Genomic DNA, 26,206 nt, shown 5'->3' with positions numbered 1-26,206 from the left:
TTCACCTAGTGAATATAAAATAAGATATTTCATTTAAGTTTATTAATATTATAATCAGCAAACTATTGCACTTTCTCCCGGTCATGTTAAGAGAGCGTTTACAGATGTCCATTTATAAAATTCCGCTTCCTCTCAATATTCTGGAAGCAGCACAAGACCGTATCACCTGGACACTTAATACACTGCCCCGCGTATGCGTCTCTTTTTCTGGTGGTAAAGATTCTGGCTTAATGCTTCATTTGACCGCCGGTCTGGCCAGGAAAATAGGAAAAAAAATACACGTCCTGTTTATCGACTGGGAAGCACAGTTTTCTTGTACTATTGACTATGTTCAATCGCTACGGGAACAATATGCGGATGTCATCGAAACGTTTTATTGGGTGGCTCTACCGTTAACAACACAAAATTCATTATCCCAATATCAACCTGAATGGCAGTGCTGGCAACCTGATACTGAATGGGTTCGACAGCCACCAGAAGATGCGATAACCGACCCGGCATTTTTCTCGTTTTATCAATCGGGTATGACGTTTGAACATTTCGTGCGTGAATTTGCCGAATGGTTTTCACAACAACGACCAGCCGCAATGATGGTCGGGATCCGTGCCGACGAGTCTTATAATCGTTTCGTCGCCATTGCCAGTTTAAATAAACAACGTTTTGCTGACGATAAGCCGTGGACCACCGCCGCGCCAGGCGGTCATTGTTGGTACATTTACCCCATTTACGACTGGAAAGTCGCTGATATCTGGACCTGGTACGCTAAAGGCCAAAACCTCTGTAATCCGCTGTATAACCTGATGTACCAGGCTGGCGTCCCTCTGCGTCAAATGCGAATTTGCGAACCTTTTGGTCCAGAGCAACGGCAAGGTTTGTGGCTATATCATGTTCTTGAACCTGATCGATGGGCCGCAATGTGCGCCCGGGTCAGTGGCGTAAAAAGCGGTGGAATTTACGCTGGTCACAATAATCAATTCTATGGCCACAGGAAGATCCTAAAACCTGACCATTTAGACTGGCAGGAATATGCCTTATTACTGCTTAACAGCATGCCAGAAAAAACGGCTGACCATTATCGCAATAAAATTGCTGTTTATTTGCACTGGTATCAAAAAAAAGGAATCGAAATTCCTCAGACTCAACAAGGAGATATTGGCTCAAAAGACGTCCCCTCCTGGCGACGTATCTGCAAGGTATTACTCAACAATGATTATTGGTGCCGGGCGTTATCATTCAGCCCTACAAAAGCTAAAAATTATCAACGTTATAACGAACGGATGAAAGAAAAACGTCAGGAGTGGGGAATATTATGCAACAGCGATTAACTCAGGATTTAACGCAATTTCTCGCCAGTTTAGCGGAAGAAGATCGCATTAAGGCGATCAATGAGATCCGGATGGCGATACATCAAGTGAGTCCATTTCGCGACGAGCCGGTGGATTGTGTGTTATGGGTTAAAAATAGCCAACTCGTGCCAAACGATTACAATCCCAATAATGTGGCACCGCCAGAGAAGAAGCTATTAAAAAAATCCATTGAAATTGATGGTTTTACCCAACCGATTGTAGTAACCAACACCAGAGCTAATACGCTTGAAATTGTTGATGGTTTCCACCGCCATGAAATTGGTAAAGGCTCTAACACGTTAAAAACGCGCTTAAAAGGGTATTTACCGGTTACCTGTCTGGAAAGGGATCGTAACGAACGCATCGCTGCAACGATTCGCCACAACCGCGCGCGTGGCCGCCACCAAATCACAGCAATGTCAGAAATCGTTCGTGAACTCAGCCAGTTGGGATGGGACGATAATAAAATCAGTATAGAACTGGGTATGGACAGCGACGAAGTGCTACGCCTCAAGCAAATAAACGGCCTGCAAGAGTTGTTTGCCGACCGTAGATATTCCCGTGCCTGGACGGTGAAATAATTACAACTGGCGCAGGCGTTCAGCCGCCGCCAGCAGCGTCGATTCCTTCTTGGCAAAACAGAGACGAATCAGTTTATGCGGGAAGGGATCGGCACAAAACACCGACAGAGGGATCGCCGCTACACCATGCTCCTGTGTTAACCACTGACAGAACTCGACATCATTCAACGTAGAAACGGCGCTGTAATCCACCAGCAAAAAGTAAGTGCCTTCACAGGGTAAGATCTCCAGTCTGCTCTCTCGTAATGCATTCACAAGAATATCGCGCTTCTGGCGATAAAAGTCCGGTAACGCAAGATAATGTTCAGGTTCCTCCCGCAGCATATCGGCAAGCGCCAGTTGTGTGGGAGTATTGACCGAAAAAGTCAAATACTGATGCACCTTGCGGATCTCGGCGCTGATGGGCGCTGGCGCAACGCAATACCCCACTTTCCAGCCAGTCATATGATAGGTCTTGCCAAACGATGACACCGCCACCGCCCGCTCACGCAGTTGCGGATGCGCCAGTACACTGGCATGGCCCTGCTGTGAAAAATTGATGTGCTCGTAGACCTCATCGCTAATGACAAAAATCTCGCGCTCGGCAATCGCCTGCCACAAGGCTGCAAAATCAGCCTGCTGCCAGACAGTGGCGCTGGGATTATGCGGCGTATTGAGGATCACCAACCGGGTACGCTCGCTCAGTAACGCAGCAAACTCTTGCCAGTCAACGCGAAAATACGGCGGTTGCAGCGCAATGCGTTTCACTACCCCACCCGCTAGCGCGATGGCGGGTGCGTAACTGTCATAGCTGGGATCAAAACAGATAACCTCATCGCCACTACGTACCAACGCGGTAATCGCCGCATATAACGCCTCCGTCGCTCCTGCTGTTACGGTGATGTCATGTTCAGCATCCGGTTGATAGCCATACAGCCGTGCGGTTTTCTCAGCAATCGCCTCGCGCAATGCCTGCACGCCGGTCATTGGCGCGTATTGATTTGCGCCCTGAGCAACGTGATACGCCAACCGCTCCTGCAAATAGCGCGGGCCATCAAAATCAGGAAAACCTTGCGACAGATTAATCGCCTGGTGCTGCTGCGCCAACGCGCTCATCCGGGTAAAAATAGTCGTGCCTAGTTGTGGAAGTTTACTTTGTGGAATCAGAGGGTTATTTGTCATTTTTATCATGCCTGACGAAGTTGCGTGTTGAAGGCACTATAACACGATGTTAGTATTTGGCAATCAAGACGTTTAGATGTCTAAATAAAACAATAAGGACAACACAACATGCCTCACAATCCTATCCGCGTCGTCGTCGGCCCTGCTAACTACTTTTCTCATCCCGGAAGCCTGAATCACCTGCATGATTTTTTCACCAACGAACAGCTTGCTCGTGCCGTGTGGATTTATGGCGAACGTGCCATTGCTGCGGCAGAAACAAAACTTCCACCAGCGTTTGAGCTGCCCGGCGCAAAACATATTTTGTTTCGTGGTCATTGCAGCGAAAACGATGTGCAACAACTGGCGGCTGAGTCTGGTGACAATCGCAGCGTCGTGATTGGCGTCGGCGGCGGCGCACTGCTCGACACCGCGAAAGCCCTCGCCCGCCGTCTGGGTCTGCCGTTTGTTGCCGTTCCGACGATCGCCGCTACCTGCGCTGCCTGGACACCGCTCTCCGTCTGGTATAACGACGCCGGACAGGCGCTACATTATGAGATTTTCGACGACACCAATTTTATGGTGCTGGTGGAACCAGAGATTATCCTCAATGCACCGCAAGAATATCTGCTGGCGGGTATCGGTGACACGCTGGCGAAATGGTATGAAGCGGTGGTGCTGGCACCGCAACCGGAAACATTGCCGCTGACTGTGCGTCTGGGGCTCAATAGCGCACAGGCCATCCGCGACGTATTGTTAAGCAGTAGCGAACAGGCTCTTGCCGATCAGCAAAACAAGCAGTTAACGCAGTCATTTTGCGATGTGGTGGATGCGATTATCGCCGGTGGAGGTATGGTAGGAGGTCTGGGCGATCGTTTTACGCGTGTGGCGGCAGCCCATGCCGTGCATAACGGTCTGACCGTGCTGCCGCAAACCGAGAAATTTCTCCACGGCACCAAAGTTGCTTACGGCATTCTGGTACAAAGCGCCTTGCTGGGACAGGATGACGTGCTGGCGCAATTAACCGGGGCATATAAGCGTTTTCATCTACCGACCACGCTGGCGGAACTGGAAGTGGATATCAATAATCAGGCGGAAATCGACAAAGTGATTGCCCATACTTTGCGTCCGGTGGAGTCCATTCATTATCTGCCGGTCACGCTGACACCTGATACGTTGCGTGCAGCGTTCGAAAAAGTGGAATCATTTACCGTCTGACATGCAGATTTAGCAACAGCGCGCGCCGCCTTTGCCACCGTAGCGCGCGTCCTGCCGCTCGCGGAAAAACTCTTCATAAGTCATCGGCGTCTGATCAGGATGATTGACCCGCATATGTTCGACATAGTTATCGTAATCGGGCATGCCAATCATCAGCTTCGCCGCCTGACCTAAATATTTTCCGGCTTTTGCCAGTGAATCAAACATCAATACCTCCGGTAATCAGATTGCTGAGATATTGCCGGATGCGGCGTGAACACCTTATCCTGTCTACAAATGTTGCAGCGCATCAGGCAATTTTGCGTTTGTCATCAGCCTTACGCTCTCCCAAAAGAGAGAGCGTAATAGTGATAATTTAGTGTGCGCCTTTCGCCTGCGCCACGATCTCCTCAACATTTTCCGGCATCGGCTCATACGGCGTTTCTTTCGCCGTCGGCTTCGACTCTTTCAATGCCGCCAGTGCCGTCTTAATCGAGAACAGCGCCAGAACCACCACAACCACCATAAAGAAGATGGTCAGTCCGGCATCCAGACGGTTGTTGAACACCAGTTGCGCCAGTTGTGACTCGGTATACTGCGACGGAATATTACCGCTGTCGATCATTGCCTGGAACTTGTTCGCAATTGCCAGGAAGCCGACCTTCGCATCCGGGCTAAACGCTTTCTGCCAGCCTGCGGTCAGGGTACAAATCAGCAACCAGGCCGTTGGCACCAGTGCCACCCAGGCATAACGTTGACGTTTCATCTTGAACAGCACCACGGCACAAAGCATCAGCGCCATCCCCGCCAGCATCTGGTTAGCAATACCAAACAGCGGCCACAGGGTATTAATGCCGCCCAGCGGATCGACCACGCCCTGATGCAGGAAGTAACCCCAGGCCAGTACGCACAGCGCCGTCGCCAGCAGGTTAGCAGGCAGTGAATCCGTCCGTTTCAGACCAGGAGAAACCACGCCCAGCAGATCCTGCAACATAAAGCGCGCAGCACGCGTACCCGCATCTACCGCCGTCAGAATAAACAGCGCTTCAAACAGAATGGCAAAATGATACCAGAACGCCACATCCATCATGCCGCCCAGCGCGCCGTGCAGGATGTAGGCCATCCCTACCGCCAGCGTTGGCGCACCGCCCGCACGAGAAATGATCGACTGTTCACCGACTTCACTGGCAATCTGGTTTAACGTATCCGGTGTAATTGCAAAGCCCCAGCTACTCACCACTTGCGCTGCAGAAGCCACCACATCTGCCGTACCTGCCGGAGCCAGCACCGCCATCGGGCTGTTCATGGCGAAGTACACGCCCGGATCGATGATACAGGCGGAAACCAGCGCCATAATCGCCACGAAGGATTCCATCAACATTCCGCCGTAACCGATAAAGCACGCCTGACCTTCGTTCGCCAGCATCTTTGGCGTGGTGCCGGAAGAGATCAGCGCATGGAAGCCAGACACTGCACCACAGGCGATGGTGATAAACAGGAACGGGAACAGGTTACCGGTCCATACCGGGCCAGTACCATCGATAAATTTGGTCAGCGCCGGCATGGTCAGCGTGGGGCGCATAATCAGAATTCCCACCGCCAGACCAACGATAGTCCCGATTTTCAGGAAGGTAGAGAGGTAGTCACGCGGAGCCAACAGCAGCCATACCGGCAGCACTGCCGCCACAAAACCGTAGCCCACCAGCATCCAGGTCAACTGCACGCCCGTAAAGTCAAAGTACGGTGCCCAGGTCGGACTTTCTGCCACCCAGCCGCCAGAAATGATGGCGAAAATCAGGAACACCAGACCGATGATCGACACTTCACCAATGCGACCTGGACGCAGGTAGCGCAGGTAGATCCCCATAAAAAGCGCCAGCGGAATAGTGAACGCAACGGTGTACGTTCCCCACGGACTATGGGTCAGGGCTTTCACCACGATCATCGCCAGCACCGCCAGAATGATCACCATGATCATAAAGCAGGCCACCAGCGCAATCACCCCGGCGGTTGGTCCCATTTCTTCTTTGACCAGTTCACCCAACGAGCGACCATCGCGGCGCGTGGAAACAAACAGCACCATGAAGTCCTGCACCGCACCGGCAAGAACCACCCCGGCAAGCAGCCAGATCATCCCCGGCAGGTAGCCCATCTGCGCCGCCAGCACCGGCCCGACCAGTGGGCCTGCGCCGGCAATGGCCGCAAAATGGTGACCGAACAGCACTTTTTTGTCCGTCGGCACATAGTCCAGACCGTCGTTATGGCGCACGGCTGGCGTCATACGAGTCGGGTCAACCGCCAGCACTTTTTTGGCGATAAACAGACCGTAAAAACGATAAGCGATGAGATAGATACAGACCGACGCCACCACAATCCACAGCGCGTTAATCTGTTCCCCACGATTTAAAGCAATGTATCCCAGAGCGAATGCTCCCATCACAGAGAGCACTGTCCAGACGAGGTATTTCCCTGACTTGTTCATAATTGTTATCCGTGTACGTATCCATAGAGATGTTACATTTTGTTTCTATAACATCTTTGCAAAATTTAACAACGCGATAACCAAACAAATAAGAGTTAAAACCAATAATTAACTTCACAATGTTAACTCGATCACTCCATTAACCGAGTTTTCCTGCAATCTCATTTTATTCTGTCGGGTTCATCCCAAAACCGCCGTACCCAGCCGACAGGTGCAGCAACGCCGTCCCTGTTCATCGAAAACGACAATCTCCCAGCTCTGATTTTGTCGCCCAAGATACAGCGGCTGACAGACGCCACGCACCTTTCCCTGCGAGACAGGGCGATGATGGGTGGCATTAAGTTCCGTCCCCACCACGCACTGCCCGTCGCGAGTCATCATAAATCCAGCCATCGATCCCAACGTTTCTGCCAGCGCCGCCGACGCGCCGCCGTGCAGCAGACCAAACGGCTGATGAGTACGGGTATCGACCGGCATTTCGGCTTCCAGCACATCATCACCCAGACGGGTGTAAACAATTCCCAGATGCGCCACCATCGTGTTATCGCTGGTAGCGTTCAGTTCATCCAGGGTCAAATGACGTTTCCAGATCACAGTTATGCTCCCAGCGTTGAGCCGCCATCCACCACGATATCCTGTAGCGTGATATGGCTGGCGAGATCGGAGGCGAGGAACAAAATCGTGTTGGCGATCTCCTGCGGACGGGCGATTTTCCCCAGTGGAATGCCAAGCTTAAACTGCTCACCAAAGCCGCGAATACGCTGCTCTTCCGCGTCATCGCTCACCCACAGCGTGCGTTGCATGTCGGTGTCGGTGGAACCCGGCGAAACCACGTTGCAACGTACTCCACTACCTGCCAGTTCCAGCCCGACGCTCAACGCCAGACTTTTCAGCGCCGCTTTCGACGCGCCATAAGCACTCATACCAATACGCGGCGTGTGTGCGGCATCGGACGCTACCGTAACAATCGCTCCACCCCGCTGACGGCGAAACTGATTCATGGTCTGTTGAAACAGGTTAAACGCACCGCCGACGTTGACCGCAAAAGTCTGCTGCCAGTCCTCTTTACTCAGTTGGTCTGTCGCGCCCATGCGCAAAATTCCTGCCGCATTGACCAGCACGTCCAGGCGCTGCGTTTCGCCTAACAGCCGCTGGCAGACTTGCGCCACCTGCCCGGCATCAGCAACATCCAGCACTTCAGTCGCAAAGGGATAATGCTCCAGCGTGAATGCCCGATCAAAGCCTGTGACTTTTGCTCCCGCTTCAACAAACGCCAGCGCCGTGGCATAGCCGATGCCTTTCCCCGCGCCGGTTACCCAGACATTTTTGCCGCTGAAATTCATTATTTCACCTCGCGAGAGAGTAGCTTCCACCAGGCGTCGATGGTCGGATTTTTCGCCAGCATGACAAAATCGATATCGCCATGCACTTTGCGCCAGCGCGCCGCCAGCGCCATCATGCGCACCGAATCCAGACCGTAGTCGATCAGGTTGTCGTCATCAAACGGTTCATCGGATTCATCCAGCAACGGCAGAATCACCTCGCGCAGCTCCGCTTTACTGGCAGGGATCGGTGCTGGCAGTAACTCTTCAGTCATCACCACCCGACCGGAACGCCCGGCAACATATTTCAGCGACATCAAATGCTCGTCACGGCTGAAATCGGCCAACGCATCAGCCACCATAAACGGTTTAATATCGCGCATAAACGCGTCGGTCGCAGTGGTCATACAACCGATGTGCGCATACACTCCGGTAATAATCAGTTGGTTACGTCCGCTCTCTTTAAGCATTTGTTCCAGCGGGGAACGATGAAACGCGCTGTAGCGCCACTTCACCAGCACTGTATCGTCAGCATCTGGCGTCAGGCGATCCACCACCTTTTGTTGTTCCGGCGAACGCGTCAGGCCCGGCCCCCACATATCATTCAGCAGCGCCCGATCTTCATCGCTCTGCTCTTTTGGCTGGGCAGTGTAATAAACCGGAATATTGTGTTGCTTACAGTAGTCACGCAGGGCGGCAATATTAGCGATCACCTGCTCCATCATCGGGCAGTTATCGCCCCAGAAGCTGACAAAATAGTCTTGCATATCATGGATTAATAGCGCAGCACGTTGCGGTTCAAAGGCCCAGTCGACTTTATTTTGCGGAATATCGTGAGACTCCGGCAGTGCGTAAGCCTGTAATTTTGGAATAGCCATCGTGTTCTCTCCTTCAGGCTGATGCGCGTGACGCCAGCCACTGACGTAATTGTTTTTTATCGACTTTCCCGACCGCCGTCAGCGGAAGTGAATCCACACACTCCACGCGATCCGGTAATTTAAATTCGGCAATACCCTGTTCACGCAGGAAACGACGCACCTGCACCGCACGCAGCGGCTCTTTTACCACCAGATAAGCGCAGCTTTTTTCGCCCATCAGCTCATCTTCCATGCTCACCAGCGCGGCATAGATCACCGCCGGATGGCGCAGTAACAGGTTTTCAATCTCTTCGGCAGCGATCTTCTCACCGCCACGGTTGATCTGATCTTTCTCGCGCCCCTGCACAGTGATGTAACCGTCTGGATCTATGGAGATCAGATCACCGGAACAGTAAAAACCGTTGGCGTCAAAGGCACTGGCATTGTGCTGCGGGCTTTTGTAATAACCGCGGAAGGTGTACGGCCCACGCGTCATCAGACGCCCGACTTCCCCTTGTGGCAATGGATTTCCGTCGGCATCGGCAACCCACACTTCATCGTCCGGACACATTGGGTAGCCCTGGGTATGGATAATTTTCTCCGCGCTATCATCAAGACGGGTGTAGTTCACCAGCCCTTCCGCCATGCCAAACACCTGCTGCAACTGGCAGCCAATCTCTGCGGGAATACGCGCCGCCAACGTGGCAGAAAGACGCGCGCCGCCGACCTGTAACAGTTTTAACGAGGCGAGTTGCGCCCGACTTTCGCCCTCGCTCAATGCCTGTAACCACAGGCTGACTGCCGGTGGCACCAGTGCGGTAACGTTAACCTGATGTTTGGCAATCAATGGGAAACAGAGCGTGGCGCTGGGATCGTCCGCCAGAACCACTGTGCCGCCTGCGAGAAAAACCCCCAGCGATCCAGGCGAACTCATGGCGTAATTGTGAGCCGCCGGAATCGCGCACAGGTAGCGTGTCTGTTGCGTGAACTGACAAATCTCGACGCTACGGCGCACACTGTAGTAATAGTCATTATGGGTACGCGGGATCAACTTCGGCGTGCCGGTCGTGCCGCCGGAAAGCTGGAAATACGCCACTTCATCGGCAGGCGACGGCGTGGCAGTAAAACCGTCTGCCGGGTGGTTAATCGCATCCTGCAAATTGTGCTCGCCGCTGTCGTTCAGCAGTTGCACCACGCGAATGGAGGAATGCTCTGCAACAAATGTATTGAGGAAATCATCCCCGCTAAACAGCGCATGTTGGCGATCGGCAATCAGTAATGCCGGTTCAATCTGGCTGGCATAGGCGTTCAGTTCGCTACGCTGATGGCTGAACAGCGCCAGCACCGGCGCAACGCCCAGTTTCAGCAACGCGAAAAAGGTAATGTAAAGTTCAGCGACGTTACCTAAGTGTACCAGCGCGGTTTCACCAGGTTTAATGCCCTGACGGCGCAAACTACACGCGAGGTTATCAGCCGCTTGATTCAACTGGCGATAACTCAACTGCCGCTCGCCGTCGATAACCGCGACGCTGTCACTCTCAGCATGTCGCGTCAGAATGTCAGTTAGTGGCAAATCCTGCCAGTAGCCTTTTTCCCGATAGCGACGGGCAAATTCTTCCGGCCAGCGGGTGAATGGAATGCTCATCCTCACTCCTTAATGCAATCCAAAAACATTCAACATGGTAGAAAGTTTGACGCCCGTTTCGCGCCACTCCCCCAGCGGTGACGACGCAGGCACAATCCCCGCACCGGCAAACAGACGCACCTGATTTTCCCGCAGCTTCGCGCAGCGGATGGTCACTACCCACTCGCCGTTACCTTCGCTGTCGCACCAGCCAACAATGCCGCCAAACAGTTCGCGGTCGAACGGCTCCAGTTCAGCAATAACCTGGGTCGCGGCCTGATGCGGGAAACCGCTCAGCGCGGGGGTCGGATGCAGCAGACAGGCCAGCGTCAGTGCGTTTTCTTGCGAATTCGCTTTACCTTCAAAGGGCGTTGCGAGATGCCACAGCGTCGGCGTGGTGATCAATTGTGGAGAGGAGGGAACGTGTAACTCACTGCTGCGCTCGCGCAGTACCTCTTTCATCGCCTGGGTCACCAGTTCATGTTCATGGCGATCTTTTTCCGACGCCAGCAGACGATTACCCGCTTCGCGATCGAGCACTTCATCCGGCTGACGACGCGCGGAACCGGCTAACGGAATCGAGCTAAAACGCTCGCCATCTTTACGCAACAGCAGTTCCGGGCTGGCTCCGAGCAGGACGCCACCATCGGCCAGCGGCACATGGAAGTTGTAACTAACCGGGTTTTGCGCGATCAACCGTTCCAGCAGTACGCCGCTGTCGATGGCGGCATCGGTGGTGATATCAATCAACCGTGACAACACCACTTTGTCGACTTGCGGTGTGGCGGTAAGTGCGGCAGCGCGGGCAACCATCTGTTCAAACGTGGCTTGTTCCGGAATTGCCTGACGTTCCACCACATTCAGCGACTGGCTGCGGGTAAAACGGCGCGCAGAAGCTTGTTTTTCCTGGCGGGAGAATGGCTGCCAGGATTCGGGAATATACAGCGATGAAGGTTGACGTGGATCGAAGGGGATTGCCCCGACCATCACTGGATTTTTAATGCCCTGCGATTTGGCATTAGCAAACAGGGCGGTGAGTCTTTGCTGGAAGGGACTGTCTGGCGAATCCCCGTTCACAGCCGGTTCATCAAAGCGGGCGAAACATCCTGACGTCGTAAAACTGCGGTACGGCGACATAAAGAAAAAGCGATTGGGCGCAAGTGTTGCCATGGTCTGCTGTACTTCCTCAGCCAGTGACGTATCCATATCATCCTCCACAAAATGATAAAGGCTTTAATAATGATTATCATTTATATTTTCGGTCGCTAACCTAAAAGCAAACAGCCACTATGTCAACTCTTGCCGCAACACAATCTACGACTCGGGCTTGCATCTGCTTGTCGTTACAATGAAAATGAGAAGCATTAACTTCACTAATAACAGGACGCTGATTCGTGAGACTCGCCCCGCTCTACCGTAAGACCCTTTTCTTAGCAGGACTTTTGCTTTCAGGAATATCCGCAGTGCAGGCCGCCGACTGGCCGCGTCAGGTGACTGACAGCCGCGGCAGCCATACGCTGGAAAGCCAGCCACAGCGCATCGTCTCAACCAGCGTCACGCTGACGGGGTCGCTGCTGGCGATAGACGCTCCGGTGATTGCCAGTGGTGCAACTACGCCGAATAACCGCGTCGCGGACGACCAGGGATTCTTGCGCCAGTGGAGCGATGTTGCGAAGGAACGCAAACTGCAGCGCCTCTATATCGGAGAACCGAACGCCGAAGCGGTAGCCGCACAAATGCCGGATCTGATTTTGATTAGCGCAACCGGCGGCGATTCTGCAATGCCACTGTACGATCAGCTTTCCACCATCGCGCCGACGTTAATTATCAATTACGACGACAAAAGCTGGCAGTCGCTATTAACGCAGTTAGGCGAAATTACCGGGCATGAGAAACAGGCGGCAGAAAGAATTGCGCAGTTTGATAAACAACTGACGGCAGCGAAAGAGCAAATCAAATTACCGCCGCAGCCGGTCACTGCCATTGTCTATACCGCCGCTGCACACAGTGCCAATCTCTGGACGCCGGAATCAGCACAAGGGCAGATGCTGGAACAACTCGGCTTTACGCTGGCGAAACTGCCAGCGGGCTTAAACGCCAGTCAAAGTCAGGGCAAACGCCATGACATCATTCAGCTTGGTGGAGAAAATCTGGCTGCCGGGTTAAACGGTGAGTCGCTGTTCCTGTTCGCCGGCGATCAGAAAGATGCCGATGCAATTTATGCTAATCAGCTGCTCGCGCACCTGCCTGCAGTACAGAACAAGCAGGTTTATGCACTGGGAACCGAGACGTTCCGTCTGGATTACTACAGCGCCATGCAAGTGCTGGAACGACTTAAGGCGCTGTTCTAAGCATTAACTGTCGGACGCTGCCGCTTGTGGTGGCGTCTGGCGAAAACGGCGCAACTCCACCAGCACCAGCAACAACAATACACCGATAATCAACAAGCCAAAGCCACTGACACTGGCGGATGTAACCGGTGTCATCATCGCCCCCAGACCGCCCAGCAACGCCGCACCAATCGCATCGCCCGTCACGTTCTGCGCCGTCCACAAACCGTTAATCCGCCCTAACATCGCTTCCGGAGTTTGCGTTTGCAGCATTGTATATTGCAGCAACGAACTGACCGCGCTCAGCCAGCCGAACAGCGCCAGACAAACCACGCCCGGAATCCACATTGGCATCAGGCCAAACAAACCAATGGCGAGAAATGAACCTAATGTGGAAAGCAGCATTAACAATCCTGGCCGCACGCTATGCGCCAGTTTCCCGCTAGTCAACGCCCCGATTGCCGCACCGAGCGGAATTGCCGCATAGAGAAAGCCAATCTGCGCCGCCGACATCTGCCAGTTGATTGCCAGCGCCGGATACAGTACCCGCACCGCACTCGCCATCGTCAACAACCCACCCAACAGCGCAATGCCGCCCACCAGCGGGCTGGCGAGCAGAAAACGAAAGGCTGCCAGAAGCGATTTCAGCGGATGCTCACGCGGCTGCGGTGGCGGCGGCAGTGCCGGAAGGCTTAACAGAGGCAGTAAAGTGATGAACGTTCCTGCCGCCGCCAGCCCGTAGTTCCAGGCGACGCCGCCAGTCGCCAGCAGTAAGCCACCCATCATGGGCGAAATTACCGATCCCAGGCGCACGGTCAACATGGTAATCGCCCCGGCCTGCATTAAGTTTTCCCGCCCAACTAGCGCAGGCGTTGCCGCCAGCAGCGCCGTAACGCCCAGCGAGGCAAAAAAACCATCCCATAAACCGAGTAAATAGATTGCCAATAGTGATGACTCCGGCAACAGCGCGTTCAGACACAGACCAATAAAGCCAATGCCACAGGTGCCGCGCGCCAGCAAAATCACTTTTTTGCGCTCATAACGATCCGCCAGCACACCACCGACCATCAGACCGACAAACATCGCGCCGCCGGTCAGCATCACTGAAAGCCCAACCTGCCAGGTGGAATTCGTCATCATCTGGATCTGCACCGGCACCGCGACGCCGAGCAACCCCAGAGAAACAATTGAGATAAAACGAGCGAGGAATACTGCGCGAAACGCCGGGTGCGTTTTCAACAGGCTGAGGTTAAGCAGCCAGGATTGTTTATTCATTACAATGCCTTGCCATCAAATATTTTAAATACCTATTCTTAGGCTGCACATGCTAACATATCCAAATAAGATCGATAACGATAATTAATTTCATTATCATGGAAGTTCGTATGTCTGGTTCTGTTGCCGTGACACGCGCCATTGCCGTGCCCGGATTGCTGTTATTACTGATTATCGCGACGGCATTAAGCCTGCTCATTGGGGCAAAATCACTCCCCGCCTCCGTGGTCCTGGAGGCACTCTCCGGCACCTGCCAGAGCGCCGACTGCACCATCGTGCTCGACGCCCGACTGCCGCGCACCCTTGCCGGATTGCTGGCGGGCGGAGCGCTTGGCCTTGCCGGGGCGTTAATGCAAACCCTCACCCGAAACCCGCTTGCCGATCCCGGTTTGCTTGGCGTGAACGCCGGAGCCAGCTTTGCCATTGTGCTCGGCGCAGCGCTGTTTGGTTACTCTTCCGCCCAGGAACAACTGGCGATGGCTTTCGCTGGCGCGCTGGTGGCCTCGTTGATTGTTGCCTTTACCGGCAGCCAGGGCGGCGGGCAGTTAAGTCCGGTGCGTTTAACCCTGGCGGGCGTGGCGCTGGCGGCGGTACTGGAAGGGCTGACCAGCGGCATCGCCCTGCTTAATCCTGACGTCTACGATCAGTTGCGTTTCTGGCAAGCCGGTTCACTGGATATTCGCAACCTCCATACCTTAAAAGTGGTGCTGCTCCCGGTGCTGATCGCCGGAGCAACCGCACTCTTACTGAGTCGTGCGTTGAATAGTTTAAGTCTGGGAAACGACACCGCGACGGCGCTGGGTAGCCGCGTAGCGCGCACACAGTTGATTGGTCTGCTGGCGATTACTGTGCTTTGCGGTAGTGCGACGGCAGTGGTGGGTCCGATTGCCTTTATTGGCCTGATGATGCCGCATATGGCGCGCTGGTTGGTAGGAGCAGATCATCGCTGGTCACTCCCCGTTACACTACTCGCCACGCCTGTCCTGTTGCTGTTTGCCGATATCATCGGGCGTGTGATTGTGCCCGGCGAGCTGCGCGTTTCCGTGGTCAGCGCCTTTATTGGCGCACCGGTATTAATCTTCCTCGTCCGACGTAAAACGCGAGGTGGCGCATGATTTACGTCTCTCGCAGATTACTCATAACCTGTTTGTTGCTGATTACCGCCTGTATCGTGGCGGGCATCTGGGGATTACGCAGTGGTGCTGTGACACTGGAAACATCGCAGGTATTCGCCGCGCTGATGGGTGATGCTCCCCGCAGTATGACAATGGTCGTCACCGAATGGCGCTTACCGCGCGTGCTGATGGCGCTGTTAATTGGCGCGGCGCTGGGCGTCAGCGGCGCTATTTTTCAGTCGCTGATGCGTAACCCACTCGGCAGCCCTGACGTGATGGGCTTTAACACCGGGGCGTGGAGCGGCGTGCTGGTGGCGATGGTACTGTTTGGTCAGGACCTGACGGCTATCGCCCTGGCAGCAATGGCGGGGGGCATTGTCACTTCACTACTGGTCTGGCTGCTCGCCTGGCGTAACGGTATCGACACCTTTCGCCTGATTATTATCGGTATCGGCGTTCGCGCCATGCTGGTGGCCTTTAATACCTGGCTATTGCTTAAAGCCTCATTAGAGACGGCGCTAACGGCGGGTTTGTGGAATGCCGGCTCGCTCAACGGCCTGACATGGGCGAAAACCTGGCCTTCCGCGCCAATCATTATTTTGATGTTAATTGCCGCAGCCTTGCTGGTAAGGCGGATGCGCTTGCTGGAGATGGGCGATGATACCGCCTGCGCGCTGGGCGTCAGCGTCGAACGCTCGCGTCTGTTAATGATGCTGGTGGCGGTGGTGCTTACCGCTGCTGCAACTGCACTGGCGGGGCCGATCTCCTTTATTGCGCTGGTCGCGCCGCATATTGCCCGACGCATTAGCGGCACCGCTCGCTGGGGGCTGACCCAGGCGGCGCTATGTGGCGCGCTGTTACTGCTGGCAGCAGACCTCTGCGCTCAGCAACTGTTTATGCCGTATCAACTTCCGGTTGGCGTCGTCACCGTCAGCCTCGGCGGTATTTACCTTATCGTCTTGTTAATTCAGGAGTCTCGCAAAAAATGACCGAATCAGTAGCCCGTTTGCGCGGCGAGCAGTTAACCCTGGGATATGGCAAATATACCGTTGCGGAAAATCTGACCGTAGAGATCCCTGACGGTCATTTCACGGCGATTATCGGGCCAAACGGCTGCGGTAAATCCACTTTGCTGCGCACGTTAAGCCGTCTGATGACACCCGCTCACGGGCATGTCTGGCTGGATGGCGAACAGATTCAGCGTTTCGCCAGTAAAGAGGTCGCACGCCGGATTGGTCTGCTGGCGCAAAACGCTACCACGCCGGGCGACATCACCGTTCAGGAGCTGGTAGCGCGTGGGCGCTATCCGCATCAGCCGTTGTTTACCCGCTGGCGGAAAGAAGATGAAGAGGCGGTTACAAAAGCGATGCAGGCCACGGGAATTACTCATCTGGCGAATCAAAGCGTGGATACCCTCTCCGGCGGGCAACGACAGCGAGCGTGGATCGCGATGGTGCTGGCCCAGGAAACGGCGATTATGTTGCTCGATGAGCCAACGACCTGGCTGGATATCAGTCATCAGATTGATTTGCTGGAGTTGCTCAGTGAACTAAACCGCGAGAAAGGCTATACGCTGGCTGCGGTGCTGCACGATCTCAACCAGGCCTGTCGTTACGCCAGCCATTTGATTGCGCTGCGAGAAGGAAAAATTATCGCCCAGGGTGCACCTAAGGAGATTGTCACTGCCGAATTAATTGAGCGTATCTATGGTTTGCGCTGCATGATTATTGATGATCCCGTGGCAGGAACACCATTGGTGGTGCCGCTCGGACGAACGGCACCTTCAACCGCGAAGATTTAAACTAAGTGGCCTTCCATCATGGCATCCTGTTTTCTGGATGCCATTGCATAGCGCAAAAGCACGCTGCCACACGCAACCATACCGCCGACCAACGCGGCAAGGATCACAATAATCGCTTTGCCAGGACCGTCTTTTTTCACCGGCAAACTCGGACGCAACTGATATTTAAACGGCGTAAAATTGACATCGTTGACATTTGCTTTTGTTAATTGCTCAACAAGATACTGGCGATTACGTAAATCACCGTTCAGTTCGGCAACATCAGTGACCGCTTTTTCAATTTCCAGTTTACGCTCAATACCGTCTGCGCCGAGAGAAATAGAGAACTCAGGGTCGTCTTTTACTGCCTGACCATTACTGTAAACGGGTTTTTTAATTCCTGCCGCATTAGCAATATCGAGTGAATAATTGAGGCGCTGAATGTTTGCATCAAGATGGTTTCTGGTTTTAATCCGATCCTGGGCCAGTTTTTCTTTTTCGAACTGGGTTTTAATTTCCAGTTTATTACGCACATTTTCTAGCGACTCTTTCACCACCAACGTAGAGATATAATCGATATACCCTGCCAGAACGGTCTGGGCTTCTTCACTGGTGGGCGCGGTAAAACTTAGCGTCCAGGAAGTATAAAGTGTCGGCTCATCTTTTTTCTTACTGGCATTGTCATCAATCGCTTTCATTTTTTCGCTCAATGCGACAATAGCGCGATGCAAATCCAGTTCGTCGATTTTCGCCTCTTTTAGTTGGTCCATAACATAAGGTGATGAACGCAGATACTCTTCCAGCAAGCTAACTGACTGAAACTTTTTGATAAAAAGATTAAAAACACTACCGCGGTCGATATTGACATCGAGATCCAGCACGCGGAGTTTAGTGAAAGTTTTCTCCAGGTCTTGCCACTGAACAGCCTCTGCGGGGGTGATGACAGCCGAACTGGTCCATTTTTGCGGCAGGATGAAAGAGATAAGTAAACCTGCGCAGGCAAACGCAAAAACGACTGCCATGACCGTTTTTTTTGCCTGCCATAAAATGTCGATTAGATTAAGTAAATCAATTTCATTATTACTGGGCGACGCCAGGTGATAATCGGGAAAATGAGAGTCACTTCCCTGCTTAATATTCAGTGATGACATGCGGTATAACCTGAAAATGAGTCCAATATGAGTAAATCTCCATAGCGCTCACTTTACCAGTTGGTGAGAATTATCCGAAGCTGAAGTTTGTAAATTACACGCACGAACGCAATATTTGGAGCATTTTCAGTCAATCCACTCAGGGGGGTATTAATATGATAAATAATAAAACCCATAATTATTTATCATAATTATGGGTTTGTATTTAAGATAAAGTTATTTATTTAGTATCGTATGAATTATTGGCCCGATTTTTTCAAACGTCATTGGCGATATAATATCCACGTGCGCGCAATCCTGGCGATAAATATCCAGATCTGCAATCCACGGTGACCAGGCGCGCTCCGGGCTGACACCTTCCGGTAATGTACGCTCAGCAACAAACAGCGTGGCTTTACCATCAAATGGCACACTATGAGCAGTGGTCAACAATCGCACCGCATCAGCATAGTTGCCTTCAATGGAGGTAAACAGCTCCGTTGAAGTACTTCCCTGCTGTGCCGCCAGGAACGCCTCGCGCTCGCGGTTAATCTCCGCCAGCACTTCCGGATCCAGACCGTTGGCTTCTTTTTCCTGCCAGTTTTGCGTTTCTGGTGGCCAGGTATCCAGCAAACCAAGAAATGCTACCTGTTCGCCACGAGCACGCAGTCGCGCCGCGATACCCTGCGCCAGCGTACCGCCCAGCGAATAACCCAGCAAGTAATAAGGGCCACGAGGTTGTTGTGCCAGTAATGTTGCCAGATGCGCTTCGCATACTTCATCCAGGTTTGTCGCCGTCTGCATGGAGCCATTGGGGCGCGGTGACTGAATACCGATAATCGACCATTGTGGGTCGAGATAACGCGAGAGCACGCTAAACTGCCAGGCAAAACCGGACGCCGGATGGAAACAGAACAGCGTCGGGCCATTGCTTTCACGCAGTGGAAGAACGGTTTCAAATCCCAGACGCTGGGCGTTTTCTGCTCCGCCATCAATAATCATTGCCAGTTTAGCGACGGTTGATGCCACCATCACCTGCCCCGGTGTGACCTGGCGAGCAAACTGTCGACTTAACTGCGCTGCCAGTTTCATCGCCAGTAGCGAATGACCGCCAAGAGCGAAGAAATCAGCGTCGGCATCCTGCACGTCACAACCCAGTAATGACGAAAACGCTTCAGCAATAATCGATTCACTGCCCGTTTTCAGCGCACGTCCCGACGTATGGGCTTTTAGTTCCGGCAACGGCAGAGCTTTGCGATCCAGCTTGCCATTGGCGCTGAGCGGCAACTGCGCAAGTTGCAGCAGAACTACAGGCACCATATGCGGCGGCAATGTTTCGCGCAATTGCGCCTGCAGTGCAGTGGTATCCAGCGGCAAACCTGATTGCGACACCAGATACCCCACCAACTGACGCGCATCACCGCCGGTTGCTGCCGCCTGGTTAATGACACAAGCGTGGGTAACGGCCTGCTCGACATCTGGCAGCGCCTGCATCACGCGATCGATTTCACCCAGTTCAATACGCTGACCACGGATTTTTAGCTGATCATCACTGCGCCCGAGATACTCCACCGCGCCATTTTCCAGCCAGCGAGCCACATCGCCAGTACGATACATGCGTTCACCAGGAGCGAACGGATCGGCAATAAAACGGCTGGCTGTGAGATCGGGTCGTCCAAGATAACCCTGCGCCAGTTGGATGCCGGTGAGATAGAGATCTCCCGCAACACCCGGCGGTACTGGATGCATCATCGCATCAAGAATGCGCAGCCCCGTGTTCCAGACCGGATAGCCAATCGGTACGCTGCTACCACTCACCGCCGCCAGTTCATCGCCAAAGGCCGGATACCAGCTCACATCCACCGCCGCTTCTGTAGGGCCATAGAGATTATGTAACGGCGTGCCGGTTAATTGCTGCCACTCACGGCATAAATCGGTCGGTAATGCTTCGCCACTACAGAACACCTGTTTCAACGTCGCGCAACTTTGGCGAGCGGTTTCCGCTGTCAGCGAAGCAACAAACGCCGCCAGCATCGACGGTACAAAGTGTGTGGTCGTCACGCCGTATTCGGCAAAAAACCGTTGCATAGCGAGCGGATCGCGGTGCGCTTCCGGCTCTGCCATTACCAGTTTTGCCCCAGCGATAAACGGCCAGAAAAATTCCCATACTGAGACATCAAAACTGCACGGCGTTTTTTGAGCAACGACATCTTCACCTGTCAGCGGGTAATGGTTTTGCATCCATAACAGGCGATTAACGATAGCCTTCTGCCCGACCATCACCCCTTTCGGCCTGCCGGTAGAACCGGAAGTAAAGATGATATAAGCGGTGTGGTGCGGCTGCGAAAGTTGCAGTGGCGCACTGTCGTGAGGGGTAAGTGGGGCGTTATAGCAAAGGCGGGTTAAATTTGCTACATCGCTAAAGCGCGGCAGTTGATCGTCGCTGGTGATTAACAACGACGGGCGTGCATCTTCCAGCATCATCTTCAGACGATCGTCCGGATAGCCCGTATCCAGCGGTAACCAGGCCGCGCCTGCTTCAACAATCGCATGTAATGCCAGGGTCAAAAAGACCGAGCGCGGCAATGCCACCGCTACGCTGTCGCCGGGTTTAACGCCGCGCTCACGCAGCAGATTAGCCAGCGCTACCACCTGCTCGCGCATTTCCCGATAGCTGAACTGGTAATGTGCATCTGCCAGAGCCGGAGCATCCGGCGTTTTCGCTGCCTGTTCTGCCACCAGCGCGCTCAGTGTGGTTTCAGGAATATCGACCTGGGTGGCATTGATCTGCGCCAACTGAGCATATTCGTCTGGCAGCATAATATCGACATCGCCACACAACAGCGTCGGATCCGCGGCAAATTGCGCAATCAGCATTTTCAGGCGTTCAGCGTGCTGGATTAACGTTGACTCATCGTAACGTTGTTTATTGGCGAGGATTTCAATACTCAAATCACCGTGCTCATCCGGGAACAGCGCCAGTTCAAGGTCATTAACCGGACCGGTTGCCAGGGTGTGAGTTTGCGACTGCACGCCAGGAATATCCAGTTGATAATCAAATACCTTGATATTGAGTACCGGGCCGAAAAGCGGTTCCTCTCCCGCCGCACGTCCGCTGTCACGCACAATTTGTTCCGCATCATAACGTTGATGGCGGCGCATCTTTTTCAACTGCCCTGCCAGCCGGATTGCCAGTTGCGGCAGCGTTTCTTGCGCTGCAATGTGAATACCCAATGGCAAAACGTTGAGCACAGGTCCGGTTGCCGTCAACGCCGCCGATCCCAGGCGACGCATAAAAATAAATCCGGCGGCATAGTCCATGCGGTTGCATAATCGCCCCAGCCACAAGGCTGCCAGTGCAAGAGCCAGATCGGTACGTTGTACATCTGGTAATTGCGTAGCCAGTTGGCGGAATTCACCGTCAGTAAATTCCAGTTTCAGGCGCAGAATATCCGCCGAAGCGTTACGCCCAGGCAAAGGTGCGGAAGAGAGTGAAGCTGGCGGCGGCAACTGACAGCGCTGTTCTGCCCAGAATGCTGCATCACGCTGCCAGGCGTCGCTTTCGCGGTACTGCTGGTACTCTTCCACCACTTCAGCAAAAGGAGTAAACGGCGAAACAGGCGTTGGTTCGCCCCGCAGCCATGTGCAGTAAATGTTGGCAATTTGGCGGGTAATCGCCGGGAAACTGAAGCCATCAACCAGCAAATGGTGATAACGTTGATACCAGTACCAGCGGTTATCCGCAATCTGAATGAGCTGATGAAACACCAGCGGTTTACCGCTATCGACGCGCAGGTTTTGGTGTAAATCAGCCTGCATCAATGCCAGCGCAGTGCCGTGAGGATCAATGTTGGTACGCAGGTCGATAATTTCTGGCTGTTCGAACGTCATCGCGTCATCGACCCATTGCCAGACTTCGCCGTTATCTTCCGTAAAACGCATCCGCAGCGTATCAGCCTGTGCTACCCCGGCAACCACCGCGCGGGCCAGTAATGGCGCATCAATATCTCCGGTTAATTCAACGTAATGCGCCACGCTCCAGGCGGAAGGTAAATCAGACAGTTTTTCTGCCATCCAGATGCCAGATTGCGCTGCAACCAAAGGTAAATGCTGACTCATTGCGCCTCCTGCGGCTGGGTGAAATTCGCGGGTGTCAGAGTATGCCAGTTAGCTTCCAGCCACTGCTGGCAAGCTTGCTGCGACTGCGGTTCACAAACAACGTCCCAACCCGCCGGTAACGCGCACGGTTGCGGCCACAGACTGAATTGCCCCTGCGCATTGCGCAAAACGTAAAACGCTCCCTGTGGATCATCGAAGGGATTACTGAATGCCATATTCAACTCCTGTCATGGAAAAGCGGTTGCCAGAGGTCGATTAGCCCCTGCATCAAACCGCCGCGCCAACAAAGCGCATCATGTCCGCCGTCAACCTGACGCCAGAAAATGGATTGTTGTGTGGTCTGTAATTGTGCATACAGCGCCTGGTTAGCTCGCATAATCACCGGTTCGCGAATCCCGGCCTCCAGCACTATGCGCAAGCCTTCAGCACTAACATCGCCTGATTTAAGCTGTTCGATCAGTTGCCCCTCCGGCTGCCCACTCCGATGCGGCCACCAGTACGATCCCGACTGGCTTAATACACAGCCAAAACGTTCAGGCCAGTGCAGTCCGGCATACAGTGCTGAAAGGCCGCCAAAACTTTGCCCGGCAACCACGGTACGATCAGCACGATCGCTGAAAGGGGTAATGGCTTTCACCAGGGGTAATAACTCTTGCTGTACTGCCAGCCAGAAATCAGCATTACACGGAAGTTCGCGTGCACGATGCGCGGTGTCGATGGCATCGATCAACACATACACAGCAGGTGGAAGTTGCTGACGGCGGGTCAACGAAGTCAGCGGCGACCAGACGGGCATGCTTTGCGCCCAAAATTCACCATCGAGCAGAATGGCTAACGGACGCTCTTCGGCTGGTACATCGCCGGTGGTAAAAATCCATACACGGCGTGAATTTCCCAGCCGTTCACTTCTCCAGGTAATTTCCCTGGCTGAATTTTCTGGCGTTTGCCGGCAATCCCAACCAGGTTGCAGGGGCGCTTGCGGCATTTCGAGTGCGGAAACAGCGTGCCCTCGCCCTCCTTTCCAGCTTTGCGGATTCAGCGGATCGGCTATCGCCTGAGGGAGTAATTTTTGCCATCCCTCGCGTAATTCGAGGCGATCTGGTGATGGTGTAGAAAAAATGTCAGCACGTTCGGTGGGAATAAAACAGTAGCTGCCGCGCCAGTTGGCATTAAGTTGTGTCGTCCACTGCCAGACATCGGTGCCTGCTATGCGTTGCATCGACTGGGGCTGGCTGTTCTGATGATGATCGGTAACACCAGTGATATAGACCCATACGCGCTTTATCGCTGAGCGTTCTTCAGAACCTTGTGGGTCACGCCACCAGAAAGTGACCTGATACATTTCGTCATTAAGACGCTGCCATTGCGGGCCATGTTTCGACTGCCACCAGCTATCACTTCCCACCTTTAACGCCGTCACATCATAACCTTATGTTTATTGTGAATTTTTTCATTGATTACAGAAATATATTGATAATATTATTGATAACTATTTGCATTTGCAATAGCGTATTGGCGCGCTATGTCAAGCGCGGGCATTAATTAACCAACTGCACTGCGTGTCTTTCAGGAATCAAAGGTTTTCGCAGTGACGGGCGACATCAATCCAGCTTACGTCTCTTTAGACCGTTGGAATTCGTGGCAAAAATGCAGGAAAAAAAACAATGAACAAGAAGATTCATTCCCTGGCCTTGTTGGTCAATCTGGGGATTTATGGAGTAGCGCAGGCACAAGAGCCAACCGATACCCCTGTTTCACAGGACGATACCATTGTCGTGACCGCCGCCGAGCAGAACTTGCAGGCTCCCGGCGTTTCGACCATCACCGCAGATGAAATCCGCAAAAACCCGGTGGCCCGCGATGTATCGGAAATCATCCGTACCATGCCAGGCGTAAACCTGACGGGTAACTCCACCAGCGGTCAGCGCGGTAATAACCGCCAGATTGATATTCGCGGCATGGGTCCGGAAAACACCCTGATTTTGATTGACGGTAAACCGGTCAGCAGCCGCAACTCGGTGCGTCAGGGCTGGCGCGGTGAGCGTGATACCCGTGGCGATACCTCCTGGGTGCCACCTGAGATGATCGAACGTATTGAAGTTTTGCGTGGTCCGGCGGCGGCCCGTTACGGTAACGGTGCGGCAGGTGGCGTGGTTAACATCATCACCAAAAAAGGCAGTGGCGAGTGGCACGGTTCCTGGGATGCTTATTTCAATGCCCCTGAACATAAAGAGGAAGGTGCCACCAAACGCACCAACTTCAGCCTCACCGGTCCACTGGGCGACGAGTTCAGCTTCCGTTTGTACGGCAACCTCGACAAAACGCAGGCCGACGCGTGGGATATTAACAAAGGTCATCAGTCCGCACGTGCAGGAACCTATGCAACTACCCTACCAGCCGGGCGCGAAGGGGTGATCAACAAAGACATTAACGGCGTAGTTCGCTGGGACTTCGCACCGCTGCAATCGCTGGAACTGGAAGCAGGTTACAGCCGCCAGGGCAACCTGTATGCGGGCGATACCCAGAACACCAACTCTGACGCTTACACTCGCTCTAAATACGGCGATGAAACCAACCGTCTCTATCGCCAGAACTACTCGCTGACCTGGAACGGCGGCTGGGATAACGGCGTGACCACCAGCAACTGGGTGCAGTATGAACACACCCGTAACTCGCGTATCCCGGAAGGTCTGGCGGGCGGCACCGAAGGAAAATTTAACGAAAAAGCGACGCAGGATTTCGTCGATATCGATCTCGATGACGTGATGCTGCATAGCGAAGTTAACCTGCCGATTGATTTCTTCGTTAACCAGACGCTGACGCTGGGTACGGAGTGGAATCAGCAGCGGATGAAGGACTTGAGTTCCAATACCCAGGCGCTGACCGGAACGAATACCGGCGGTGCTATTGATGGTGTGAGTGCCACCGACCGTAGCCCATATTCAAAAGCAGAAATTTTCTCGCTGTTTGCAGAAGACAATATAGAACTGACCGACAGCACCATCGTAACGCCGGGGCTGCGTTTCGATCATCACAGCATTGTCGGTAATAACTGGAGCCCGGCGTTAAACGTATCGCAAGGCTTAGGCGATGACTTCACGCTGAAAATGGGTATCGCACGCGCCTATAAAGCGCCGAGCCTGTATCAGACTAACCCGAACTACATTCTCTACAGTAAAGGTCAGGGCTGCTATGCCAGCGCAGGCGGCTGCTATCTACAAGGTAACGATGACCTGAAAGCAGAAACCAGCATCAACAAAGAGATTGGTCTGGAATTCAAACGCGACGGCTGGCTGGCGGGCGTGACCTGGTTCCGTAACGACTATCGCAACAAGATTGAAGCGGGCTATGTGGCTGTAGGGAAAAATGCGGCAGGCACCGATCTCTATCAGTGGGATAACGTGCCGAAAGCGGTGGTTGAAGGTCTGGAAGGATCGTTAAACGTGCCGGTTAGCGAGACGGTGATGTGGACCAACAACATCACTTATATGCTGAAGAGTGAAAACAAAACCACGGGAGACCGTTTGTCGATCATCCCGGAATATACGTTGAACTCAACGCTGAGCTGGCAGGCGCGGGAAGATTTGTCGATGCAAACCACCTTCACCTGGTATGGCAAACAGCAGCCGAAGAAATATAACTACAAAGGCCAGCCAGCGGTTGGCCCGGAAACCAAAGAGATTAGCCCGTACAGTATTGTTGGCCTGAGTGCGACCTGGGACGTGACGAAGAACGTCAGTCTGACTGGCGGCGTGGATAACCTGTTCGACAAGCGTTTGTGGCGTGAAGGGAATGCCCAGACCACGGGTGATCTTGCCGGTGCGAACTATATCGCAGGTGCTGGCGCGTATACCTATAACGAACCAGGACGGACATGGTATATGAGCATTAATACTCACTTCTGATAC

At 53.5% G+C, this 26,206-nt stretch carries 21 protein-coding genes; 8 read left to right on the top strand and 13 right to left on the bottom strand.

From position 1 onward, the window contains the following. Window positions 1-104 precede the first annotated feature (104 nt). Together A31E_RS19320 and A31E_RS19325 are read left to right on the top strand one after the other, a co-directional pair. The gene (locus A31E_RS19320; RefSeq protein WP_000029788.1) at window positions 105-1,325 is read left to right on the top strand and encodes a phosphoadenosine phosphosulfate reductase; all 1,221 of its coding nucleotides are present in this window, start codon (window positions 105-107) and stop codon (window positions 1,323-1,325) included. Then, window positions 1,298-1,927 (top strand): IbrB-like domain-containing protein, encoded by a 630-nt coding sequence (locus A31E_RS19325; RefSeq protein WP_000526876.1) that lies wholly within the window; start codon window positions 1,298-1,300, stop codon window positions 1,925-1,927. Before A31E_RS19320 ends, A31E_RS19325 begins: the two co-directional genes overlap by 28 nt. Here A31E_RS19325 and ybdL read toward each other — a convergent pair whose 3' ends face one another. Continuing rightward, window positions 1,928-3,088, bottom strand: coding sequence for a methionine-oxo-acid transaminase (gene ybdL / locus A31E_RS19330; RefSeq protein WP_000183958.1), 1,161 nt, complete (start codon window positions 3,086-3,088; stop codon window positions 1,928-1,930). Between the two features lie 108 nt (window positions 3,089-3,196). Here ybdL and hcxA point away from each other — a divergent pair, with 108 nt between their 5' ends. Then, window positions 3,197-4,285: a hydroxycarboxylate dehydrogenase HcxA gene (gene hcxA, locus A31E_RS19335; RefSeq protein ID WP_001515956.1), complete on the top strand. Its 1,089-nt coding sequence runs from the start codon at window positions 3,197-3,199 to the stop codon at window positions 4,283-4,285. Window positions 4,286-4,294: 9 nt separating this feature from the next. Here hcxA and A31E_RS19340 read toward each other — a convergent pair whose 3' ends face one another. The 7 genes from A31E_RS19340 to entC all read right to left on the bottom strand — a co-directional run bounded on the left by A31E_RS19340 (window position 4,295) and on the right by entC (window position 11,755). Further along, the gene (locus A31E_RS19340; RefSeq protein WP_000460431.1) at window positions 4,295-4,492 is read right to left on the bottom strand and encodes a YbdD/YjiX family protein; all 198 of its coding nucleotides are present in this window, start codon (window positions 4,490-4,492) and stop codon (window positions 4,295-4,297) included. A 148-nt stretch (window positions 4,493-4,640) separates the two neighbouring features. After that, the gene (gene cstA / locus A31E_RS19345) at window positions 4,641-6,746 is read right to left on the bottom strand and encodes a pyruvate/proton symporter CstA (RefSeq protein ID WP_001043117.1); all 2,106 of its coding nucleotides are present in this window, start codon (window positions 6,744-6,746) and stop codon (window positions 4,641-4,643) included. A 180-nt stretch (window positions 6,747-6,926) separates the two neighbouring features. Then, window positions 6,927-7,340: a proofreading thioesterase EntH gene (gene entH / locus A31E_RS19350; RefSeq protein ID WP_000637956.1), complete on the bottom strand. Its 414-nt coding sequence runs from the start codon at window positions 7,338-7,340 to the stop codon at window positions 6,927-6,929. A 2-nt stretch (window positions 7,341-7,342) separates the two neighbouring features. Then, entirely contained in the window at window positions 7,343-8,089 is a 747-nt protein-coding gene (gene entA, locus A31E_RS19355; RefSeq protein ID WP_001011656.1) for a 2,3-dihydro-2,3-dihydroxybenzoate dehydrogenase EntA, read from the bottom strand. Continuing rightward, the gene (gene entB, locus A31E_RS19360) at window positions 8,089-8,946 is read right to left on the bottom strand and encodes an enterobactin biosynthesis bifunctional isochorismatase/aryl carrier protein EntB (protein ID WP_001007132.1); all 858 of its coding nucleotides are present in this window, start codon (window positions 8,944-8,946) and stop codon (window positions 8,089-8,091) included. Before entB ends, entA begins: the two co-directional genes overlap by 1 nt. A gap of 13 nt (window positions 8,947-8,959) precedes the next feature. Beyond that, window positions 8,960-10,570 (bottom strand): (2,3-dihydroxybenzoyl)adenylate synthase EntE, encoded by a 1,611-nt coding sequence (gene entE, locus A31E_RS19365; RefSeq protein ID WP_016248454.1) that lies wholly within the window; start codon window positions 10,568-10,570, stop codon window positions 8,960-8,962. Window positions 10,571-10,579: 9 nt separating this feature from the next. After that, window positions 10,580-11,755: an isochorismate synthase EntC gene (gene entC / locus A31E_RS19370; RefSeq protein WP_016248453.1), complete on the bottom strand. Its 1,176-nt coding sequence runs from the start codon at window positions 11,753-11,755 to the stop codon at window positions 10,580-10,582. Window positions 11,756-11,943: 188 nt separating this feature from the next. On the opposite strand from entC, the gene fepB reads away from it, so the two are divergent. Further along, on the top strand, window positions 11,944-12,900 hold the full coding sequence (gene fepB, locus A31E_RS19375) for a Fe2+-enterobactin ABC transporter substrate-binding protein (RefSeq protein ID WP_016248452.1): 957 nt from the start codon (window positions 11,944-11,946) through the stop codon (window positions 12,898-12,900). A gap of 3 nt (window positions 12,901-12,903) precedes the next feature. Here the strand turns inward: fepB and entS are convergent, their stop codons facing one another. Further along, window positions 12,904-14,154: an enterobactin transporter EntS gene (gene entS, locus A31E_RS19380; protein ID WP_001041811.1), complete on the bottom strand. Its 1,251-nt coding sequence runs from the start codon at window positions 14,152-14,154 to the stop codon at window positions 12,904-12,906. Window positions 14,155-14,264: 110 nt separating this feature from the next. Here entS and fepD point away from each other — a divergent pair, with 110 nt between their 5' ends. From fepD to fepC, 3 genes are read left to right on the top strand one after another with little or no spacing between them, the layout of a single operon-like run. Continuing rightward, entirely contained in the window at window positions 14,265-15,269 is a 1,005-nt protein-coding gene (gene fepD / locus A31E_RS19385; protein WP_010380679.1) for a Fe(3+)-siderophore ABC transporter permease, read from the top strand. Further along, a complete protein-coding gene (fepG, locus tag A31E_RS19390; RefSeq protein ID WP_016248451.1) occupies window positions 15,266-16,258 on the top strand; it encodes an iron-enterobactin ABC transporter permease in 993 nt (330 codons plus the stop codon). The genes fepD and fepG overlap by 4 nt, the downstream gene beginning before the upstream one ends. Beyond that, the gene (gene fepC / locus A31E_RS19395; protein WP_000140656.1) at window positions 16,255-17,070 is read left to right on the top strand and encodes an iron-enterobactin ABC transporter ATP-binding protein; all 816 of its coding nucleotides are present in this window, start codon (window positions 16,255-16,257) and stop codon (window positions 17,068-17,070) included. The genes fepG and fepC overlap by 4 nt, the downstream gene beginning before the upstream one ends. Here fepC and wzz(fepE) read toward each other — a convergent pair. The 4 genes from wzz(fepE) to fes all read right to left on the bottom strand — a co-directional run bounded on the left by wzz(fepE) (window position 17,067) and on the right by fes (window position 23,718). Further along, window positions 17,067-18,200, bottom strand: a complete 1,134-nt coding sequence (gene wzz(fepE), locus A31E_RS19400; protein WP_016248450.1) for an LPS O-antigen length regulator Wzz(fepE) — start codon at window positions 18,198-18,200, stop codon at window positions 17,067-17,069. The genes fepC and wzz(fepE) overlap by 4 nt on opposite strands. A gap of 216 nt (window positions 18,201-18,416) precedes the next feature. Continuing rightward, window positions 18,417-22,298, bottom strand: a complete 3,882-nt coding sequence (gene entF / locus A31E_RS19405; protein ID WP_016248449.1) for an enterobactin non-ribosomal peptide synthetase EntF — start codon at window positions 22,296-22,298, stop codon at window positions 18,417-18,419. After that, the gene (locus tag A31E_RS19410) at window positions 22,295-22,513 is read right to left on the bottom strand and encodes an MbtH family protein (protein ID WP_000885802.1); all 219 of its coding nucleotides are present in this window, start codon (window positions 22,511-22,513) and stop codon (window positions 22,295-22,297) included. The genes entF and A31E_RS19410 overlap by 4 nt, the downstream gene beginning before the upstream one ends. A 2-nt stretch (window positions 22,514-22,515) precedes the next feature. Next, window positions 22,516-23,718, bottom strand: coding sequence for an enterochelin esterase (gene fes / locus A31E_RS19415; protein WP_001515944.1), 1,203 nt, complete (start codon window positions 23,716-23,718; stop codon window positions 22,516-22,518). A gap of 244 nt (window positions 23,719-23,962) precedes the next feature. On the opposite strand from fes, the gene fepA reads away from it, so the two are divergent. Next, on the top strand, window positions 23,963-26,203 hold the full coding sequence (gene fepA, locus A31E_RS19420; protein WP_001034945.1) for a siderophore enterobactin receptor FepA: 2,241 nt from the start codon (window positions 23,963-23,965) through the stop codon (window positions 26,201-26,203). The last annotated feature ends 3 nt before the right edge of the window (window positions 26,204-26,206 follow it).

The sequence above is a fragment of the Escherichia sp. KTE159 genome (assembly GCF_000408805.1).
GTDB classification, from domain to species: domain Bacteria; phylum Pseudomonadota; class Gammaproteobacteria; order Enterobacterales; family Enterobacteriaceae; genus Escherichia; species Escherichia marmotae.
This window is presented reverse-complemented; position numbering and strand designations above follow the sequence as displayed.